Source organism: Rhodococcus wratislaviensis (genome assembly GCF_041228765.1).
Classification (GTDB): domain Bacteria; phylum Actinomycetota; class Actinomycetes; order Mycobacteriales; family Mycobacteriaceae; genus Rhodococcus_F; species Rhodococcus_F wratislaviensis.
In genome coordinates this window covers 7735848-7755997 of sequence record NZ_CP150488.1, presented here as the reverse complement: position 1 = coordinate 7755997, position 20150 = coordinate 7735848, and the positions used below count along the sequence as shown (strand labels likewise).

Annotated in this window: 18 protein-coding genes; 7 read left to right on the top strand and 11 right to left on the bottom strand. The window is 68.5% G+C overall.

Annotated features, from left to right (window positions below):
• The first annotated feature begins 7 nt into the window (after positions 1–7).
• Both WKC72_RS35455 and WKC72_RS35450 read left to right on the top strand, forming a co-directional pair.
• Complete coding sequence (locus WKC72_RS35455; RefSeq protein WP_037234465.1) at positions 8–991, top strand: antibiotic biosynthesis monooxygenase; 984 nt, start codon at positions 8–10, stop codon at positions 989–991.
• Positions 992–1012: 21 nt separating this feature from the next.
• Complete coding sequence (locus WKC72_RS35450) at positions 1013–1480, top strand: SRPBCC family protein (RefSeq protein WP_037234464.1); 468 nt, start codon at positions 1013–1015, stop codon at positions 1478–1480.
• A 21-nt stretch (positions 1481–1501) separates the two neighbouring features.
• Here WKC72_RS35450 and WKC72_RS35445 read toward each other — a convergent pair whose 3' ends face one another.
• From WKC72_RS35445 to WKC72_RS35425, 5 genes are all read right to left on the bottom strand, one after another.
• Positions 1502–4681 carry a multicopper oxidase family protein gene (locus WKC72_RS35445; RefSeq protein WP_370181120.1) on the bottom strand — a complete coding sequence of 1060 codons (3180 nt, stop codon included), beginning with the start codon at positions 4679–4681 and terminating at the stop codon, positions 1502–1504.
• Positions 4682–4771: 90 nt separating this feature from the next.
• Positions 4772–5965: an ABC transporter permease gene (locus WKC72_RS35440; RefSeq protein WP_128639839.1), complete on the bottom strand. Its 1194-nt coding sequence runs from the start codon at positions 5963–5965 to the stop codon at positions 4772–4774.
• On the bottom strand, positions 5962–6858 hold the full coding sequence (locus WKC72_RS35435; protein WP_037234455.1) for an ABC transporter ATP-binding protein: 897 nt from the start codon (positions 6856–6858) through the stop codon (positions 5962–5964). Before WKC72_RS35435 ends, WKC72_RS35440 begins: the two co-directional genes overlap by 4 nt.
• A 31-nt stretch (positions 6859–6889) precedes the next feature.
• Complete coding sequence (locus WKC72_RS35430; protein ID WP_037234452.1) at positions 6890–7429, bottom strand: hypothetical protein; 540 nt, start codon at positions 7427–7429, stop codon at positions 6890–6892.
• Positions 7422–7727, bottom strand: coding sequence for a helix-turn-helix transcriptional regulator (locus WKC72_RS35425; protein WP_037234450.1), 306 nt, complete (start codon positions 7725–7727; stop codon positions 7422–7424). The genes WKC72_RS35430 and WKC72_RS35425 overlap by 8 nt, the downstream gene beginning before the upstream one ends.
• A 144-nt stretch (positions 7728–7871) precedes the next feature.
• On the opposite strand from WKC72_RS35425, the gene fdxA reads away from it, so the two are divergent.
• Positions 7872–8198 carry a ferredoxin gene (gene fdxA, locus WKC72_RS35420; protein ID WP_005244047.1) on the top strand — a complete coding sequence of 109 codons (327 nt, stop codon included), beginning with the start codon at positions 7872–7874 and terminating at the stop codon, positions 8196–8198.
• Here the strand turns inward: fdxA and WKC72_RS35415 are convergent, their stop codons facing one another.
• A complete protein-coding gene (locus WKC72_RS35415) occupies positions 8199–9839 on the bottom strand; it encodes an ABC-F family ATP-binding cassette domain-containing protein (RefSeq protein WP_370181119.1) in 1641 nt (546 codons plus the stop codon).
• Between the two features lie 15 nt (positions 9840–9854).
• A complete protein-coding gene (locus tag WKC72_RS35410) occupies positions 9855–10448 on the bottom strand; it encodes a class I SAM-dependent methyltransferase (protein ID WP_005260540.1) in 594 nt (197 codons plus the stop codon).
• A 139-nt stretch (positions 10449–10587) separates the two neighbouring features.
• On the opposite strand from WKC72_RS35410, the gene WKC72_RS35405 reads away from it, so the two are divergent.
• A complete protein-coding gene (locus WKC72_RS35405) occupies positions 10588–11436 on the top strand; it encodes an aldo/keto reductase (protein WP_370181118.1) in 849 nt (282 codons plus the stop codon).
• A 9-nt stretch (positions 11437–11445) separates the two neighbouring features.
• On the opposite strand, the gene WKC72_RS35400 is transcribed toward WKC72_RS35405, so the two are convergent.
• The gene (locus WKC72_RS35400) at positions 11446–11886 is read right to left on the bottom strand and encodes a cupin domain-containing protein (protein WP_128639836.1); all 441 of its coding nucleotides are present in this window, start codon (positions 11884–11886) and stop codon (positions 11446–11448) included.
• Positions 11887–12038: 152 nt separating this feature from the next.
• Between WKC72_RS35400 and WKC72_RS35395 the strand changes: the two genes are divergently transcribed.
• Both WKC72_RS35395 and WKC72_RS35390 read left to right on the top strand, forming a co-directional pair.
• Entirely contained in the window at positions 12039–12167 is a 129-nt protein-coding gene (locus WKC72_RS35395; RefSeq protein WP_009478066.1) for a hypothetical protein, read from the top strand.
• Positions 12168–12171: 4 nt separating this feature from the next.
• A complete protein-coding gene (locus WKC72_RS35390; RefSeq protein ID WP_037234439.1) occupies positions 12172–12543 on the top strand; it encodes a hypothetical protein in 372 nt (123 codons plus the stop codon).
• Here WKC72_RS35390 and WKC72_RS35385 read toward each other — a convergent pair.
• Both WKC72_RS35385 and WKC72_RS35380 read right to left on the bottom strand, forming a co-directional pair.
• Complete coding sequence (locus WKC72_RS35385) at positions 12503–14608, bottom strand: MMPL family transporter (protein WP_370181117.1); 2106 nt, start codon at positions 14606–14608, stop codon at positions 12503–12505. The two genes, WKC72_RS35390 and WKC72_RS35385, sit on opposite strands and share 41 nt — an antisense overlap.
• 57 nt (positions 14609–14665) lie before the next feature.
• Complete coding sequence (locus WKC72_RS35380; protein WP_370181116.1) at positions 14666–17944, bottom strand: BTAD domain-containing putative transcriptional regulator; 3279 nt, start codon at positions 17942–17944, stop codon at positions 14666–14668.
• A gap of 65 nt (positions 17945–18009) precedes the next feature.
• On the opposite strand from WKC72_RS35380, the gene WKC72_RS35375 reads away from it, so the two are divergent.
• Entirely contained in the window at positions 18010–18684 is a 675-nt protein-coding gene (locus WKC72_RS35375) for a hemerythrin domain-containing protein (RefSeq protein ID WP_370181115.1), read from the top strand.
• On the opposite strand, the gene WKC72_RS35370 is transcribed toward WKC72_RS35375, so the two are convergent.
• Positions 18657–20150 (bottom strand): phospholipase D-like domain-containing protein, encoded by a 1494-nt coding sequence (locus WKC72_RS35370; protein WP_037234431.1) that lies wholly within the window; start codon positions 20148–20150, stop codon positions 18657–18659. The two genes, WKC72_RS35375 and WKC72_RS35370, sit on opposite strands and share 28 nt — an antisense overlap.

Sequence of the window (20150 nt, the reverse complement as noted above, 5' to 3'; positions counted from 1 at the left end):
GAGGGCGATGGACACCGAAAAGCCCACCGAGAAATCCACCGGCAACGCCGCGACGGTCATCATCGGCCAGAAGGTGCGCGCCGGATCCGAGGAGGCCTTCGAGGCCTGGCAGCAGGACATGAACACCGCCGCGTCCCACTACCCGGGGTTCCTGGGCGCCGAGATCTCGGCGCCCACCGCCGTGCAACCCGACTGGGTCGTGGTGTACCGCTTCGATTCCGTCGCCCACGTGCAGGCCTGGATCAACAGCGCCACCCGGCAGGGCCGCCTGGACCAGGGGCAGCAGTACTTCGACGGTCCCGCCACCCAGCAGGTCATCAGCGGGGGGACGCGCGAGTCGGATCCGCTGGTGACGGTCGTCGTGACGCACCGTGTCGGTCCGGAGCACGTCGACGACTTCCTTGCGTGGCAGGATCGACTGCGAGTGGAAGAGAGCAAGTTCGACGGCTTCCGCGGGAGCGAACTCTTCCGCCCCATCGAGGGCGTCCAGGACGAATGGACCGCGCTGTACCGCTACGACAACGCGGCCGACCTCGACAGGTGGCTCACGTCGACGAAGCGTCAGGAACTCCTCGCCGAGGGCGAGAAGTTCCACGATTTCGAACTGCGCACCATCGACAACTCCTTCGGGAGCTGGTTCGCGTTCGACGAGAACGGCAACGAGGCGCCGCCGCCGTCCGAAACCAAGACGTCGATCGCGGTGTGGGTCGGTCTCTATCCCACCGTCGTGATTCTCACCCTCGCGCTGTCGCCGCTGAAGATGCCACTGTGGCTCGGTCTGCTCGTCGGAAACCTGCTGTCCAGCTTCATCATGAGCTTCGTGACGATGCCGTACTACGTCAACCGTGTGCTGGGGCGTTGGCTGCGACCGCCCCTGGACGTTCCGGTAGCGAAAACGAACCGTCGAGGGATCGCGATCGTCGCCGGGGTTATGGTGTTCTGGGTCATCGTCTTCTACCTGGTGACCCGCCAGTTCTGGACCCTGCCCTGAGAAGAAAGAAATGGGTGCCTCATGTCAGCTTCGGAGATCCGCGTGAGCCGAACGATCGATGCGCCCGTCGGCGCGGTCTGGGCGGTCATCACCGATCTGGACAATGCGGAATCGGTTCTGAGCGGTGTGGAGAAGCTCGAGAGGCTGGATTCGACGAAGTACGAGGTCGGTACGCGGTGGCGTGAGACCCGGGTGCTGTTCGGCAAGTCGTCGACCGAGGAAATGTGGGTCACGGAGATCGACCCGGAGAAGCGCACCGTGGTGAAGGCGTCGTCCCACGGCGCCGACTACACGACGGTGTTCACCCTGGAGCCTGCTGGTGACGGCACCACCCTGACCTTTCACTTCTCAGCGGAAGCAACTGGGCTCGGCGCATTTTCGAAGTTCATGATGAAAGTGTTCGGCTCCTTCGCGTTGAAGGCGACCACCAAGGCGATCCGGCGCGATCTCGACGACATCGCCGACGCCGCCGAGAAGCGGGCCGGCTGACCCACTGCATCTGCCGGCCGACTATCGGCCACCGAGTGGCACGGACCCTTGCGCTGCGGGGAGCGCGGGGAGGGCGCCCAACGGCAGCGGCACCAGCGTGGTGGATTGGGGTTCGGCGCGGCCCAGCCCGAACTTGCGCACCTCGGTGCCGCCGGGCCCGGAGCCGCTGACGAGCAGGTCGGCGCCGCTGGTGGTGCTGGTGGTGGCCACCTGCACGCCCGTCCCCGGAGTGCCGCCGGCGAACGGTGCGAACGACGCGATCTCAGTGAAGACGACGTCGCCGGAGTGGTGATTCGGACTCTCGAGATACATGCCCGGTTCACCGTCGAGGCGTGAACCACTCGACCACACGCGAACAGTGCCGTCGCCGCCCAGCATGCCGGTGACGATGCTCTTCGCTCCGCCTTCGGCGCCAGCCACCCATCCCGTCGAGAGTGAGACACCGCCGACGTAGCTCTCGTCGAACGCCAGGAACTCCGACGTCATCCGCGGTCCGCCGGTGTGGCCGGCGTGCTCGTCCGCGGTGCCGTCGGCCGCCGCGGCGGCGGTCGGCTCGAACAGGTCGTAGCGGAACGTCTTCACGCGAGGCGCTTCTCCCGGGCCGGGGGCGGTGACGATACTTGCCCGGCCCGAGCCGGCGTCGACCAAGCCGGTGGCGACGGTGACCCCGGACTGCGATCCGGGGTAGGGGGTGAAGCTCGAAAAGACCTCGGGTGCCACGCCCTTCTCGGTGGGCAGGGCGGACGAGAACACCTTCACCTGCGATTCGGTGCCGGGGCCCGTGCCGGCGATGATGTTGTCGGCCAGCGCGTTTCCGTCGATGTCCACACCCGCGACGTTGACGCCTCCGCGGAAGCCGTCGTCGAACGGGGCGAACCGGGTCAGCTCTGCGGTGAACGGGCCGGAGCCCACATCGTTGCCGTCGTAGGCGACGACCTCCGGCGCCACGCCCGCACCGGTCCCGGCGACGAGGTCGAGGATCATGTCGCCGTTGACGTCGGCCATCGCCACCGTCGGGGTGCCCTCGAAGGCCGGGAACGGTGTGACCGCGGCGATCACCTTGTCGCCGTTGCCGTCGTGGACCTGCACGGTCGCGGGAGTGCCCGCCGAACCTGGCACCGCCAACGCGTACGTCGACACCTCGGGAATGACGTTGACGGTGGCCATCAGACCGTTGTCCTCGTGGTTGAGGCGATGGCAGTGGATCACGAAAGTGCCTGTGTACTCCGTGAATTTCGTGCGCAGCGTCACCGATGCGGGCACGAGCGGGTTCTCGTTCGCGTCGGTGACGGGCGCCGGCACGTTGACGTTGTCCTCGCCCCACGGCTGCACCCCGGTCCGGGTACCGGCGATCGGGTCGACGATTTCCATCACCTGGAAGTCGTTGACGTGGATGTGCATCGGATGCTCGTCGTTGTTGAGGTTCGTGATCAACCATTCCTCGACCGAGTTGAGGCGCGGCTGGATCAGCGGGATGTTCGGGAACGTGTTGTCGTCGAACTCGTACGTGAAGGCCTTGGGGTCGCTGTTGCTGGCCTTCTCGTTGCCGAACCCGCCCGAGACCGTGAGGGTGCGCTTCACGTCCGGTGTCATCACCGACGTGTCCACGAAAGACGTGTACGCGTCGAGGTTCTGGCCGGGCTCGAACGGCGTGGTCCGCCCGTCCCCGCTGTCGGGTGTGACGTGCAGGAGGGTCTGGGTGGGGAAGGTGAAGAAGCCGTCGGCGTAGCTGATGACCGACGGGTCGACCGTCACCGTGCCCAGTTCGGCCGGCGGGTTGTCGGTGCCGTTGCCGGTGTAGAGAACGCCGGGGTTGGTGACGGGTTTCGCCCCGTCCAGTGGAGGCATGTCGAGCACCAGATCGCCGGTGTCCGGCATCGTCACGGCGATCGCGTACCGCGACCCCGGCGGGATGACGAGCCGGGTGCCGTCACCACCGACGGGCAGCTGCACCTGGGTGAAGGGATTGCCGTCCTGGCCGACGACGGAGAACTTCGGGTGGTTGCCCGTCGCGGTCTCGGTGAGTCTGAGCGGCATGTAGGCGAAGTCGCTGATGTTCGCCAGCGACCAGATCTCCGTCTGGCCCGGCTTCAGTTTCAGCTCCGGCTGAAACTGCCCGTTGACCGTGTACTGCACGTCGCGTTCGTTGTCCGGCAGCGACGGGTCGGCGGGGACATTCGTCGAATCACTGCTGAAACTCTGGAGATTGCCCGGCACGAACTGGTTCTGCCCGCGATGATTCGCCGGCGACAGCGGCCCGGGATACCAGTTGGTGACGTACTGGGCGCCCTCCGTGGTCTCCGAGAAATTCACGGGTGCGAGACTCGGCTCGTACGTTCCGTCGGCGAGCTCGGTCCCCTCCGGCGGCTTCAGTGTGCTCACGAACTGTGGCCAGTTGGGGTCGTTCAGCTGGTGGCCGTTGCCTTTACGGTCGAAGACGAAGTTGTACTGCAGCGCCATGTCGCGGATGGGAACGTCGTTCTGCGTCACCAGAGGAAGGTTGCCGTCGGGCCTGCCGATCTCGAGCAGTCCCGCGAGCCCCGCGTACGTCTGCTGCGCGGTCATCGTGTGACGGTGGCTGTGGTACCAGTACAGGCCGTTCGGCATGTCCCTCGGCACCGCGTAGTCGTAGACGTTGCCCATTCCGGCGGGGATGTCGAGCAGCACGTTGTCGGCGTTGCCGTCCGGGCTCACGTGCAGACCATGGGTGTGCAGGTTCAGCGGCGCCGATTCGAGTGCCGGGGGATAGATGGGGACCTCCCCGCCCGCCGGCGTGAACGCGGGGTCGTAGAAGTCCTCGATCGTCAGATTCCGGAGATCGTTGTCGTAGTGGATGATCAGGCGCTCACCCGGATCGACGCGCAATGTCGGTGCCGGGTAGAGGTCGTCGCCCGTGGTCGAGCCGTTCGAACTCGTGCCCTGCAGAACCTCGTATCCGAAGACCAGGAAGTTGGACACCGGTTCCGAGACGGTGTCGAGGTCGACCGTGCCCTGATGGGCCGACAGCCGAACCTCGAGCACCCCGTTCTCGCTCGACAGCCTCACCGGTTCCTTGAAGGCGACCGGGGTGCCGTCGGGGCCGGCGTTGCCACCGCCCGCAGTGGTCGGCTCGTCGGACGTGCACGCCGTCAGCATCAACGTCATGGACGCGACCACGGCGACGGCGAGGGCGACGATCGGCTTCCCGCGACGGACGACCATGGGTGTTCCCCGTTCCACGACGGCAGCTGAGCAGCATCGATCGACGATTCGAACACTACACAGAGAACTTGGCCGTGCGCTGGGAATTCACTACCTCCCGAGTGCTTCCCTCCACGACACGACCTTGCCGATCCGCAGGATCGAGCGCTGGTAGATCTTCGCGGCCAGCACGCTGAGCGCGGCAGTCACCGCGAGCATCAGAGCGACGGTGACGACCACCTGGACCGGGGACGCCACGCCGGCGGCGATGCGCAGCGGCATCAGGATCGCCGAGAACGGCGGAATCCAGCTGAGGACGTTGCTGAGGGTGCCGTCCGGGTTGCTCACCGAGGAGAAGGCGCTGAAGAACATGATGACGATCAGCACCATCAGCGGTGATGCGGTCGCGTTGACGTCCTCCTGCCGCGACACCATCGACCCGGCCGCGGCGTAGAGGACGGCGAAGAACGCGAATCCGAGCACGAACCAGCCGAGCGTTCCGGCCAGCACCCCGATCGCCGTCCCCGTCACGGTGAGCACGCCCGTTGCAAGTCCGGCCGCGACACCGACCACACCGTAGGCGGTCAACTGGACGAGACCGACCGCGCCGATGCCGATGACCTTGCCCCAGAGCAGTTGCAGCGGACGGAGGGTCGACAGGAGCAGTTCCACGACCCGGCTCGACTTCTCCTCGACGACACCCATCGCCACGTACATGCCGAACATCATGATCTGCATGTACAGCAGGACGACCACGGCGATGGAGAGGGCCACGCGCTGGCCCTTCTCCGGGTCGGGCGGATCGAGTGCGTCGACGGTGACCACCGCCCGGCCGGTCGCTTCGGCGAGTTGGGCGGGATCCACGCCCTGTGCCGCGAGCGCGCCGGCCTGAGCCTGCTGCACCACGGCCGCGTCGATCACGGTGCGGAGCCCGGAGCCGATCTCGGATTCGGTGACGGCCGTGACGGATCCGTCGGTGCCGGGAATCAGGGCGACGTCGAGGTCACCGCTCCCCACCTCGTCCCGCGCGGCCTGCTCGTCCGCGGCCGGGACGACGTCGACCGGTGTCCCGACCGCATCACCGGTGGCGACGAGAGCCGGCGCGAGCGACTGGTCGCCGACGAGTCCGACGGTGGCGCGTTCGTCGTCGCCGCCCGAGAACAGCGAGTACGCGACGATGCCGCCCACGATGGCCAGCAGGATGATCACGTTGCTGATGACGAAGCTCTTCTTCGCCACCTGGGTCAGGAATTCGCGGCGGGCCACGAGGCCGATCGCGCGGGCGGGGCTCAGTGGGGCACTCATGCCGTGACCACCTCTCGGAACAGATCGGTCAGGGTGGGCCGGTGCAGCGAGAATTCGTGCACCGGTCCGGTCTTCAGGGCGGTGTGCAGGATCAGCTGGTCGTCCACGTGGGCGTCGAGCGACAGCAGGGTTCGGCCGTCGAGATGACTGATAGTCGTGACGCCCTCGAGATGGTGCGCCCAGCCGACCGGCGCCTCCGGTGCGTGGACTTCGAGCTGGGCGTTGCCGCCGCCGCGCAGTTCGTCGACGGTGCCGACGGCACGCATCCGGCCGTGGCTGATGATGCCGACGCGGTGGCAGAGGCGCTGGACGAGTTCGAGCTGATGGCTCGAGAAGATCACCGGCACTCCGGTGTTCGCCTTCTCCACCAGCACGTCGCTCATGACGTCCACCGCGACGGGGTCGAGCCCCGAGAAGGGTTCGTCGAGAACCAGCACCGCCGGATCGTGGACGAGCGCAGCGGCCAGCTGGACGCGTTGCTGATTGCCGAGCGAGAGTGCGTCGACGGTGTCGCCGACACGGTCCGCGATGCCGAGGCGTTCGGTCCATCGGGCGACCGCCTCCCGCGCCGCCGAGCGGGAAATGCCGTGCAGCTCGGCGAGGTATTCGAGTTGCTTGCCCACCTTCATCTTCGGGTACAGCCCGCGTTCCTCCGGCATGTATCCGATGGTGCGCCGCACGTCCAGGTCCACCGGCTTGCCGCCGAGCCGGACCTCGCCGGAATCGGCGGACAGGACACCCAGCGCGATGCGCATGGTGGTGGTCTTGCCGGCACCGTTGCTGCCGACGAAACCGAAGATCTCGCCGGGGCGGACCTCGAAGGACAGGTCGTCGAGTGCGACGACCTCGCCGTACCGTTTGGAGATGCCGTCGATCGTGAGGGTGTGAGACATGGGTCCTTCCCGTTCTGGAGTGCGGGTGTTCCTAGGAAGCGAGGTCGTCGGGGTCGGGATCGGGTTGCGTCCAGCCGAGGATCATGGCGGGCGTGCAACCCCCGACCATCAGCGCAGTGACGACGAGCAGTCCGGCGGCGTACGGCACGTTGCCGTGATCGCCGTCCAGCGCGCCGACGAAGATCAGGTACAACGCGGGGACGAGCGTCAGCAGCTGGGTGACCGTGAGTCCGATCGACCGGGCACTGTTGCGCTGCTGGATCTCCCACTCGTCGAGAGCGTCGCGCGGAGCGTCCCCCTGCCGCCCGGACACGATCTGGAGCATCGTCCACAGGGGAAAGAACAACAGGCACGCGGGTAGCCACAGCAGCGGCCCGACGACCATGTCGAAATGGCACACGATGCCGACGGCGGTCATGAACACGAACGTGACCGCGAGGGCGACCACCAGGATTCGTCTGCGGCTGCGGGTCCGCCACCTCGGTAGCCACGTCCGGTAACGGCGTTCGTTCTGGAGGAACCTGCGCGTCCGGAACCCCTGGTACCGCTCGATCAGATTGGTCTCAGGCATGGGAACTCTCCCCGCTTCCTGTGGTGGACGGCGGTCGGTCGGTGCGGTACAGCTCGGTGGACAGGGGGCCGAACTCGGTGCGGGAGAAGATGGCCTCCACCGGCAGTTCGAACACCCACGAGATACGGAACGCCAGGTCGAGGCTGGGGTAGTGGTCGCCCCGTTCGAGCGCGCCGACGGTCTGGGGATTGACGTCGATGAGTCCCGCCAGCTGAGCCCGGCTCATCCCGCGCTCGGCGCGAAGGACGCCGATGCGGTTGTAGATGGGGAGGGCGTCCCCACGCCGTACTGGGCTCATGCAACAAAGTGTTGTGAAAACCCAACAGTTTGTCAACGGTGTACAACGGCGACGGGCGCCGAAATGACAGGTTGACCCTGGGAAATTGCGTGGCAGAGTGGAGGCGATTCGCGCAGGACGGCAGGAAAGGACAGGATTACAGACGTGACCTACACCATCGCTGAACCCTGTGTCGACGTTCTGGACAAGGCATGCATCGAAGAATGTCCTGTCGACTGCATCTACGAGGGCGGTCGGATGCTCTACATCCACCCCGACGAATGCGTCGACTGCGGCGCGTGTGAGCCGGTGTGCCCCGTCGAGGCGATCTTCTACGAGGACGACGTCCCGGACCAGTGGGTGGAGTACACCAAAGCGAACGCCGACTTCTTCGACGACCTCGGTTCCCCCGGCGGCGCGGCGAAGCTGGGCAAGGTCGACTACGACCCGCCGTTCGTCAAGGCGTTGCCACCCATGGCCGAAGGCGACTGACTACTCCTCGGACAGCCGGCCGCCGTCCATCCGCCACCGGCGGGTGCTGCGTGTCGAATCCAGCATCCGCCGGTCGTGGGTGACGAGCAGCAGCGTGCCGTCGAAGTTCTCCATGGCCTGCTCCAGCTGTTCGATCGCGGGGAGGTCCAGGTGGTTGGTGGGCTCGTCGAGCACCAGCAGGTTGACGCCCCGTGCCTGCAGCAGCGCCAGGGCGGCGCGGGTGCGTTCACCGGGTGACAGCGACGCCGCCGGCCGCAGCACGTGGTGTCCCTTGAGCCCGAACTTCGCGAGCAGCGTCCGCACGTCGGCGTCCGGCCAGTCCGGGACCTGCGCCGCGAACGCGTCCGCCACCTTCTCGCCGCCCTCGAACAGGCCGCGGGCCTGATCGATCTCGCCGATCGCCACACCCGAGCCGAGTGAGGCGGTGCCCGCGTCCAGGGCGATCTTGCCGAGCAGCACCTTCAGCAGGGTCGTCTTGCCGGAACCGTTGGCGCCGGTGATGAGGATCCGGTCACCCCAGTCCACCTGAGTGGTGACCGGGCCGAACGTGAACTCGCGGTCCCCGCCCCACGCGACGGTGGCGCCGTTCGCCGTCGCCACGACCGATCCGCTGCGTGGGGCGGTGGCGATCTCCATCCGCAGTTCCCATTCCTTGCGCGGCTCCTCGACCACCTCCAGCCGCTCGATCCGGCGCTGCGTCTGCCGGGCCTTCGCCGCCTGCTTCTCGGTGGACTCGGTGCGCAGACCCTTGCCGATCTTGTCGTTGTCCTTCGCCTTGCGCCGCGCGTTCCGGACACCGTGCTCCATCCAGTTCCGCTGCATCTGCGCGCGGTCCTCGAGGTCCGAACGGGTCCCGGCGTACTCCTCGTACGCCTCCCGGGCATGCCTGCGCGCGATCTCCCGTTCGGCGAGATACGAGTCGTAGCCGCCGTCGTAGACCGCGATCTGCTGCTGCACCAGGTCGAGCTCCACGATGCCGGTCACGGTGCGCGCCAGGAATTCCCGATCGTGACTCACCACCACCATGGCCGCCCTGCTCTCGGCGACGAAACGCTCGAGCTGCTCGAGCCCCACGAGGTCGAGGTCGTTGGTCGGCTCGTCCAGCAGCAGCACGTCGTACCGGGACAGCAGCAGCGACGCCAATCCGGCGCGCGCGGCCTGCCCACCGGACAGCGACGTCATGTACGTGTCGAGCGGCACCCCCAGCCCGAGTTCGCTCACGACCTTCTCCGCGCGCTCGGCGAGGTCGGCGCCGCCCAGTGCGAGCCAGCGTTCGAGGGCGGGGGAGTAGAGATCCTCGTCCGACTCGCCGAGCGTTTCGGCGGCCGAGTTCATGGTGTGCTCCGCCTCGGTGACGCCGGTCCTGCGACCGAGGAAGTCGAGCACCGTCTCGCCGGCGATCCGGTCGGGTTCCTGGGCGAGGTAGCCGACGGCCGCGTCGGGCGGGCTCAGCACGATGGTGCCCTCGACGTCCGCCGAGCCGACCCCCGCGAGGGCGGTCAGCAGCGTCGACTTGCCGGCACCGTTGGCCCCCACGAGTCCGGTCACGTCGCCCGGGGCGACGGTGAGGTCGAGGCCGGCGAAGAGGGTGCGCTCACCGCGCGAAGCCGACAGTTCGCTGATGCGCAGTGTTGCAGTCACCAGGCGATTATCCACTCAACGCTTGACGAGGCGGAACCAGCGGGGGTCGGCCTTCTTGAGCGGTCCCGGCATACCGGTCGTGTCGGCGTCGACGTCCGAGACGAGTTTCCACTTCTCGAACGTCCGCTCCACGTCGGAGCGGGAGACCCCTCGCGGCAGCGGGCCGCGATGCCCCGGCCCGAACGCGAACATCAGCAGGGTGGCGTGCGGTTCGCTCACGGTCGTGACGTTCTCGGCGTACGCGACCCGATCGTGGTCGCTGAGCCCGTGGTAGCACCCCACATCCAGGATCAGGTGGTACCCGCGGCCGACGGCGTGCTCGAGGTCGGTGGCGTCCGCGTGCATGAATCGCACGTCGACGCCCGCCTTCCGGGCCTTGGACCGCGCCTTGTCGAGGGCCAGCTGGACGGTGTCGATCCCCGTCACCTGCCACCCCCGCCGGGCCATCTCGATGGCATGGTCACCGGTGCCGCATCCGATGTCGAGGACCTCACCCGGTGGTGCGTCGAAGGGATCGAGCAACGTCTCGATCTGGCTTCCGAAGACGCGGCCCGCTTTCACCCAGGGCGTGATCTTGAACCGATAGGCCAATGTGTATCCGAGGCCCATGTCCGCCCCTTCCACCGGGCGCGTCACCACCTGAACGCCGATGCCGTCGGATTACCCGGTCGTACCGAAACAACACGCGAAAGTCCACATTCTGAGACGGTCGGGAACATCTGGTCCGGGTGCCCGGTTGCACAGTCTCATGGGTTTCAACAATGCACAGAGTCCTGTACCTACGGTCGCGCTCAACGACGGGAACAGCATTCCTGCCCTCGGCTTCGGCGTGTGGCAGGTGCCGGACGACGAGAGCCACGCGGCGGTCACCGAGGCGCTGAAGGCCGGGTACCGCAGCATCGACACCGCCAAGATCTACGAGAACGAGACCGGAGTGGGCCGCGCGCTCGCGGACTCCGGCATCGCCCGTGACGAGTTGTTCGTCACCACCAAGCTGTGGAACGACGACCAGGGCTACGACTCCACGCTCCGCGCGTTCGACGACAGCCTGAACCGCCTCGGGCTCGACTACGTCGACCTCTACCTCATCCACTGGCCGGTGCCGTCCGCGGACCGCTACGTGGACACGTTCAAGGCGTTCCAGAAGATCAAGGCCGATGGGCGTGCGCGGTCGATCGGCGTCTCCAACTTCACCCCGGAGACCCTCGACCGTCTGATCGCCGAGACGGGCGAGGTGCCCGCGGTCAACCAGGTGGAGCTGCACCCGCGGTTCAACCAGGCCGACCTGCGCGCCTTCCACACCGGCAAGGGTATCGCGACCGAGGCATGGAGCCCGCTGGGGCAGGGCACCGTCCTCGAGGACGAGTCCATCGCGAAGATCGCTGCGGCGCACGGCAAGACGACCGCACAGGTGATCATCCGCTGGCACCTGCAGATCGGCAACGTGGTCATTCCCAAGTCGGTGACGCCGGAGCGCATCGCCGCCAACTTCGACGTCTTCGACTTCGAGCTGACCCCCGACGAGGTCAACACCGTCGGGTCGCTGACCCGGGCCGACGGGCGCATCGGCCCCGACCCGGACACGCTGGGCGCGTAGGCGGAGGGCCTAGAGCCGGAAGTCCGCGAAGTCGAAGCCCGGGGTGACGACGCAACTGACGAGAGTCGGTTCGTCGCCCTCGGGCTTCGCTCGTTGCCAGTGCCGCGGCGGGACCAGCAGCTGTGGTTGCTGGCCCGCCGCGACGTCTGCGCCGAGGATCTGTGCGTGTGGGGACGCGGGTTCGCTTCCGTCCCCACCCAGTTCGAGCCGCAGGGGGCTGCCCCGGTGATACAGCCAGATCTCGGCGCTGCGCACGCTGTGCCATTCCGACTGCTGCCCGGGCATCAGGAGAAACAGGATCGCGGTACCGGCCGATCTCGGTCCGGGGTAGTCGCCGGGCAGGCTCCCCTCCGGAATCGTGACGTCGCTGCGCCACGTCTCGCGGTACCAGCCGCCTTCGGGGTGCGGGGCGAGGTCGAGGGTTCGAGCCCACTCCGGTAATTCCGTCATGGCCGCCATTCTGCCGCCCGGCGTGCCGACCGGGGGTGCGGTTGCACCACCCCTGGGGTGTCTTATCTCCGAGGGCCGGAGCCGCCAGAGTCGTAGGTGTTCAGAAAGCGGGGGCACGAAATCCCGCACACCAGCGACGAACAGGAGACAACATGCTCGGAATCATGCTCGGACTCGGCGGAGCCGCAATCGGACTCGGAATCGGCGTCATGGCCCTCGGGGTCGGACTCCTTCTCAGCGACGCGACGATCAAGCACGATGTCGGCGAACTCCCCGACTGACTCCATGTGGGTCGACACCCGTCGGGGGCGGGTGCGGGCGCGAACAGCGGCCCGTACCCGCCACCCGCTGGCGTGGTTTCACTCCGTCCTGACCCGCAAGCGCGGTGTTGCCGTCCAGACACCGCCTGCCAGTGCCGGCGAGGTGCTCGAACGCCTCGCCGAGATGCCGCTCAGCGTCTGGACCTACGGTTTCGATCACGAGTCGGTGCGGCACCTGGGCCCGATGGCACAGGATTTCGCGACCGCATTCGGTCTCGGTTCCCACGACCGCCGCATCGCGATGGTCGATGCGAACGGGGTGTGCATGGCGAGCATCCAGGCCCTGTACCGGCGGGTCATCGCGCTCGAAGCGGAAGTGGAACGCCTGCGGAGGTAGCGTCCCCGTCCGGTGCCGCATCCCGGCGTCCGCCGGGCCGCCACCAATTGGCGTTGCCCAGGAGATACATCGTCGCGGGCACCAGCACCATCCGCACGATCGTCGCGTCGATGAGGACCGCGGTCGCGAGGCCGACGCCCATCATCTTCACGGTCACGTCCCCGTCGAGCGCGAACCCGGCGAACACCGCGACCATGATCGCCGCGGCGCTCGTGATCACCCGGCCCGTGGATGCCAGTCCCTCGACGACGCTCCGGTGCGAGTCGCCCGTGTCGAGCCAGCGCTCACGTATCCGGGAGAGCAGGAACACCTCGTAGTCCATCGACAGTCCGAACAGGATGGTGAACATCAGGATCGGCACCCAACTCGACACGGGAAGCGCATGCGGAAGGCCGAGTAGCTGGGCGCCCCAACCCCATTGGAACACCATCACCATCACACCGTAGGCGGCGGCCACCGACAGCAGGTTCATCACGGCCGCCTTCACCGCGACCACCGGTGCGCGGAAGACGAACGTGAGCAGCACGACCGACAGCGCGACGACGAACGCGATCACGAGCCACAGCCGTTCGGCGAGGCGGGCGGAGATGTCGGCGAACGTCGCGGTGAGTCCGGTGACGTGGACGCCGTCGGCGGCGTCGGATCGGATCCGCTCCAGCAGTTCGGTGCTGCGGGGATCGCTGGGACCGGTGGTCGGCTGCACCGAGATCAGCGCGGCCGTCGAATCGGCGTTTGTCAGGACGGGCGTCACCGACGCCACCCCGGGCTCGGCTGCGAGATCACGCGCGAGAGCCGGAAGTTCGGATGCCGGAACCTTGTTCAGGTCGACCGCCACCATCAGGGGTCCGTTGGCGCCGGGCCCGAACTCGGAGTCGATCAGGTCGTACGCCTGACGGATCGTGTTGGCGGCCGGCGCGCTGCCCGCGTCCTGCGGCCACGTCCGCATGCCCAGAACCGGAGCGGCCAGGAGCAGCAGCACCCCGAGCGCCGTCAGGGCCCACAGCCACGGGCGGCGGCTCACCCGGATCGCCCACCGTTCCGTCAGCGGCGACGTCGTGCGACGTTCGGCCCGGGCACGGGACCGTTTGCCGAGCACCCGCGTGCCCGCCAGCCCGCACAGTGCGGGCACCAGCGTGACCGAGGTGAGCATCACGATCCCGACCATCGCGAACGTGGCGTAGCCGAACGACGCGTACATCGGCAGCCCGGACAGTCGCAGCCCGAACAGGGAGACGAGGACGGTGGTGCCGGCGAAGATCACCGACGTCCCGGCCGTGGAGTTGGCGGCGGCGACGGCGTCCCGCACCGACATCCCGGACCGCAGTCCCTCGGTGTACCGGGTGACGAGCAGCAGCGCGTAGTCGATTCCGACACCGATGCCGACCATCGTGGCGATGGTCGGGGCGATGGTGCTGATGCTGGTGAACCCGGCCATGATCGTGATGAGGCCCGACCCGATGCCGACGCCGACGAGCGCGACGGCCAGGGGCAGTCCGGCGGCCACCACGGAACCGAACGCGAACACCAGGATGATCAGCGCCAGGACCATGCCGACCGCCTCCGCGGTGCCCGACGGCTTGGAGATGTTCTCCGGGACCTGCCCGCCCAGTTCCACCTGCAGCCCCTGCGCCTGAGTGTCGGCGACCGCGGCGTCGAGGGCGTCGACGCCTTCGCTGCCGTGGAAGTCGGTGACCGGGATGCGGTAGTTGAGGCTGATCACGGCCGTGTCGGAATCCTGGGACAGGCGGGGCGGCGACACGGCACTCACACCGTTCACCTCCGCCAGCCTGGTGCCGAGGTCGGTGAGGACCGCGGGGGAAAGCGGGCCCGTGTCCGAGTGCACGACCACCCGGGCGTCCGCCCCCGACATCTCCGGGAATCGTTCGCTGAGCAGAGTCGTCCCCTGCTGCGACGGCAGACCGGGCACGTTGTAGTCGTCGTGGTTGGTGCCACCGAACGCGGACGCGGCGGCGAACACCAGGACGAGCAGCGTCAGCCATGTGGCGATCACCCGCCAGGGATGCGCGGCGGCGGCCGAGCCGAGGCGCGCGAGCAGGGAACTCATGGGGAAGCCTCCAGGAAAGCCGGATGGTTCTGTCGCCTCCGACTGTGCGCCCGACCGCTAGTGGCCCACTTGGAACTCGCTTGGGTGGGTGGTCACCCGGGTGCGCGCCGCCTCCACCCAGGGCGGGCAGCCGCAGCGTTCGGCCAGTTCGAGCGCCGCAACGTAATGCGTTCCCGCGTCCTCGGGCCGGTCGAGGAGCATCTCGAGGTCGCCGAGGATCGTGTCGACGGGCCCCACCGCGAACGCCGCCGTGTCGCCGCCCCCGATCTGACCGCTGTACGGGCTCAGCTCCGCGTGCACCGCGGCCGCCTCGTCCCGTTCACCCAGCCTCGCGACGACGATGCCCCGCAGCGACATCATCAGGGAGTGGAAGAAGTCGCGGCGGACCGGGCGGAGGTGACGCCGGACCTCGCGCGCCCGGTCCGGTTTGCCGTTGCCGAGAAGCGCGAGGGCATGCAGATCGGCGATCACGTCCATCGCGGCGCTGTCGACGGTCTCGATCACCGCCTCGAGTTCTCCGGCGCGTCCCTCGGTGAGCCGGAGCGTGAACTGCGCGAGAGCGAAGACACTGTCGGCGTCGAGCCCCGCCCGGGTCATCAACTCGTGGCCGCGCACGTAATGTCGTTCCGCCTCGGCCAGATCGCCGGTGAGGTGTGCGACCATGGCGCGGCTCATCTCCCGGGTCGCCTGCGCCTGCTGGAACTGATACCGGTCCGCCAGTTCCGACTGGATGCCCATGTGATGCTCGATCGCCGGGATGTCACCGTTGCCGGACGCGATCTCGGCCAGCAGGTGGTGGCCCAGCATGGTGAACACGGGGAGCTGCGTCCGGTCACCGATCCGGAGCAGCTCGTCACCGATGACGTGGCCGCCGAGCGTGCTGGTCGGCGAGCCGGTGCCGGCGTGGACGGCGCAGAGCACCAGCCCGAGCAGCACCGGATCGTCCAGATCCCGGGCCAGAGCTTCGGCCTCCCGGACCGCGGAACCGGTGCGCTCGTGGTCCTCCGCCCCGATCTCGTGGACGAGCGTGACCAGCAGCCGGCACCGCACCGCCGGCTCCAGCTCCTCGTCCCGCAGCAGCGCCTCGATCTGCAGGGCGACGGCCGTATCCACTTCGCCGTACCGCCGGTTGATCCACGGCGTCGGGGTGTCGACGAACGCGAGCACCCGGATCGCCAGGTCGGTGCGGCCCGCGTCCTCGGCGAGTTCCAGAGCCCGCTTCCGGGAACGGGCCCCGTCCAGTCCGATGCCTGCGGCGAGTTGCGTGCGACTCAGCTCGGTGAGGAGTTCGACGCGCTCGTCCACGGACGCCGCTGCGTCCGGCGGCAACCGGTCGGCCGCGCGAAGGGCGTTGTCGAGAAAGCTGATCTCCGCGTCGTGGGCGTAGCGGTCGGCGGCCTGCGCCGCGGCCGCCACGTTGTGGTCGAGTGCCTGCCGTGCGGTGGCGGCCGACAGCGCCTCGGTGAAGTGGTGGGCGAGAGCCGCGACATCGTGTGGACGCAACTCCTCGAGTGCCGTCCCGACCCGGGCGTGCCAGCGGCTCCGGCGCAGCCGGGTGAGGTCGGAGTAGAGCGTGTCGCGGACGAGGGCGTGCGTGAATCGGACGGTCCCGGCGCGCGGCTCGCCGAGAAGTCCGGCGATCACGCCCGATTCGAGTGCGTCGAACACGACGTCCTCGTCGACTTCGGCGGCACGGGTGAGGACGTCGATGTCGGATTCGCGGCCCACGACCGCGGCCAGTCGCAGGACGGACACGGTGAGCTCGGGGAGACGGGCGATCCGCCGGCGCAGGACGTCCCGGACCCCCTCGGGCACCTCTGACGTGGCTACCAGTTCGCCCTCGCTGGCCAGGAGCCGGGCGCTCTCCTGCAGGTAGAACGGGTTTCCGCCGGTCCGGTCGGCGAGCGCGCGGAGAGTGTCGGGATCGGGGTCGCGTCCCGCCACGTGCCGGATCAGCTCCGCCGAATCCTCGGGTCCGAGTCCGTCCAGGCGGATGCGTGTCGGCTGCAGCGACGCGAGATCGGCGAAGCAGCTCTCCAGGTTCGGGTCCACCTCGTCCGGGCGGAACGCGAGGAGCAGCAGGATCGGCGACCGCTGCTGCGCGAGCCGCACGAGGATCGACAGGGTGTCCTCGTCGGCGCGGTGGACGTCGTCGAGAACGACGGCCAGAGGACCGTGATCGCGGACGGTCCCGATGTAGTCGGCGACGGCACGGTGCAGCAGGAACCGTCCGCTCGGATCGTCCGGCCGCGTCGCGTGCGAACGGTCGTCGGCGAGCAGGGGTGCGAGCGCGTCCGTCGCGGCACCGGGGTCGACCGTCTCGCGCAGTGCGCGCAGGATCTCCACCCACGCCCAGGCGGGCGGGGCGCCGTCCACTTCGGGGCAGCGACCCACCGCCACCTGCCATCCCGCGGCGTGCAGTGTTCGACGGAACCGGCGCAGCAGGGACGACTTCCCGGATCCGGCGTCGCCCCCGAGGAGGACCACGGGGGCGCCGGGGTCGGTCATGAGGTCGGTCAGGGTAGCCAACTCCTCGCTGCGGCCGAGGAACCAGGCGTCCGGCGTGGTGTCGACGGGCCCGGTGGCGGGGGCGGGGTGAGACGGGACGGTGCCGGTGAGGATCTGGCGTTCGAGTTCCGTCAGGGCGGGACCGGGGTCGAGGCCGAGTTCGTTCGCCAGCCGGTCGCGGGCCTCGCGCAACGCGGCCAGGGCGTCGGCCTGTCTCCCGCTGCGGTGCATGGCCAGCGCGAGCAACCGCCATCCCTCTTCCCGGAGCGGGTGGTCCCGGGTGAGGGCCTGCGCGTCGAGCACGGCGCCGGCCGCGTCGCCGATCGCGACGGCGGCCGCGACCAGACGTTCGCGCGCCACCGCCCGCAGTTCCTCGAGCCGGGCGATCTCGGCGAGGGCCCAGTGCTCGCCGGCCACCTCGGCGAATGCCGGCCCCCGCCACAGGCTCAGCGCGTGCTCGAGATCGGCTCGCCCGGTGTCGGAGGCCGACCGGATCAGGTTCTCGAACTCCCACGCGTCGACACCGGACGGGGGCAGGGTGAGCGCGTAACCGGGGGCCCGGCTCACCAGGACGGTGGAGTCCGCCCGCGGCGCGCGGTGCGGCTCCAGTGCCCGGCGCAGATTCGAAATGTATGCCTGAAGTGCACCGACCGCCCGCGGCGGGGGAGCGCCGTGCCAGAGATCGTCGATGAGCCGATCCACCGGCACCACCTCGCCGCGCGCGACCAGCAGCAGCGCGAGCACGGCGCGCTGGCGGGGGCCGCCGAGGTCCACCGTCCCCGATTCGTCCTCCGCCTCGAGCGTCCCGAGTACTCGAATACGCAGCATCGTGCCAAGGGTAAGCACTAGTGGCCTCCAAGTGCTCTCCAAGACGCCGAACCGACCCTGAGTGCATGACTACGTCAACTGCTCACACAGTCCGGCCCGACACCCGCGAGATGGTGGTGGTCCACAACTGCTTCCGTCGCCAGTTCGCCGCGCTGCCCGCACTCGTCCGGGGTGTTCCCGCCGGCGACACCGCCCGCGCCGCGGAGGTGGTGACGTTCTTCGAGGAACTCGCCACGGCGCTGCACCACCATCACACGAGTGAGGACGACCTGCTGTGGCCGAAGCTCCTCGACCGCGCGCCCACCGACGCGGCGCTGGTGTTGCGGATGGAGGAACAGCACGCACGTCTGTCGGAACTGCTGTCGCGGGCGCAGTCGCAGGGCGCCGCGTTCACGGCGGACGCGGTGGACGGCGAACCGCTGGCGAGGACGCTGACCGCCCTGTCCGCCGCGCTCGACGAGCACCTCGGCGAGGAGGAGCAGCGCATCCTCCCGATGGCGGAGCAGTTCCTGACGCTCGCCGAGTGGCAGGAGATGGGTGATCGCGGCCGCGCGTCGATCCCCAAGGACCGGTTGCTGGTGTTCCTCGGCTTCATCCTCCAGAGTGCGACCCCCGGCGAGCGTCGAATGTTCCTGTCGGAGATGCCCTTCGCGGCCAGGATGGCATGGTCGATCCTGGGGCGGCGGGCCTTCCGCAAGGACTACAGACGGATCTACGGCACCGAACCGGCAGCCTTCTGACGCCGGATCACCTTGCGCCGCAGCCGGCCCCGGCTGGTGCGCTCCCACAAGCTCGGCGGGGTGCGTTCGGGATCCATCAGTTCGTTCTCGGCGAGCGGACTGTCCTCGTCCTCGACCGTCTCCGGCTCGAACTTCTCGAGGGTGCGGCCGCCTCCGCGTAGTGCCTCCACGGTGCCCACGAACGACGACGTCCTTGCCAGGGTGTCCTCGAACAGCCCGGCCGGGACACCGAGGTGTTCGCAGACGAGCTGACGGCGAATGCCGAGAATGGTCTGCCGCAGCTCGTCACCGTTCGCCGTGTCGGCGGTGACCTCGACCGCCAGATCACACTCGGTGTCGAACCCCATCGACCGGTTGTTGAGGTTCGACGAACCCACGCGCAGGAGACGGTCGTCCATCACCAGCACCTTGGCGTGGACGTAGATCGGCTCACCACCCGCCGTGACGGGGTAGTAGACGCCCAGCCGGTTCCCGGTATCGGCGTGCCAGAGCAGGTGCAGCAACCGGCGGCGGGCGCCGTCCATGGCCTTCTGCTCGAGCCAGCCGTCGGCGTTGCGCGGCAGCACCAGCACGACCTCCGGTCCGTCCGGTTCGCGTAGTCGCGCGGCGATCGCCTCGGCGAGGGTGCGGGAGGCCAGGTACTGACTCTCGATGTACAGCGACCGCTCGGCGCCGGCGATCGCGGCCAGATACAGGGCCTCGATCTCGCGGACCTCATCCCGATCGGACAGTTCCGGTAGCGTGCGCGCGATACCCACGTCGACCGAGCGCATCGCCGGCTTCAGCCCCTCCGGCCACGGCGTGCTGCCCGCGACCTCGTCGACCGGCGCCAGATCCTGCCCGGTCGCCGCCTTCCACCGGGTACGGGCGAGCTCGCCGATGGCCTTCGCCGCGTCCCCGTCGACGGCGGTCGTCGCGTCGTGCCACGGCCCGTATCGCTTGCCGTTCGGCTGCGTCCGGTAATGGTTGCGATCCCGATGTTCCGGGGTGTCCCACCGGTCCACGGTCATGTCGATCCCGCCGCAGAATGCGAGCGCGTCGTCGATGACGACGATCTTCTGGTGGTGGGCCGAGCCGATCGGGTGGGCGGCGTCGAGTTCGAAGTGCAGGCGGTGGTCGGTCACCCAGTTGACCACGAAGATCGGTGTCATGCCGCGCCCGATCGCGGTGAACGCCCCGATGTTCCATTTGAGCAGGTAGATGTCGAGATCCGGGCGTTCCCGGGTCAGCCAGGCCAGGAACCGGCCGAGCTGGTTGGGGCCGTCGAGCGTCTTCTCGTCCGGCTCGAACTTGATCCTCGTGTCGAAGTCCCAGCCGATGAGGATGATGCGCCTGCGAGCCTGCAGCATCGCGGACTTGGCATGGCGGAAGTAGTCCGCCGCATCGACGATGCACGCGAGACGATCGGCGTGGGCAACCTGCCAGCACGTGTCGCCGGGAGTGAGGATCGTGCCGTCGTCGCTCAT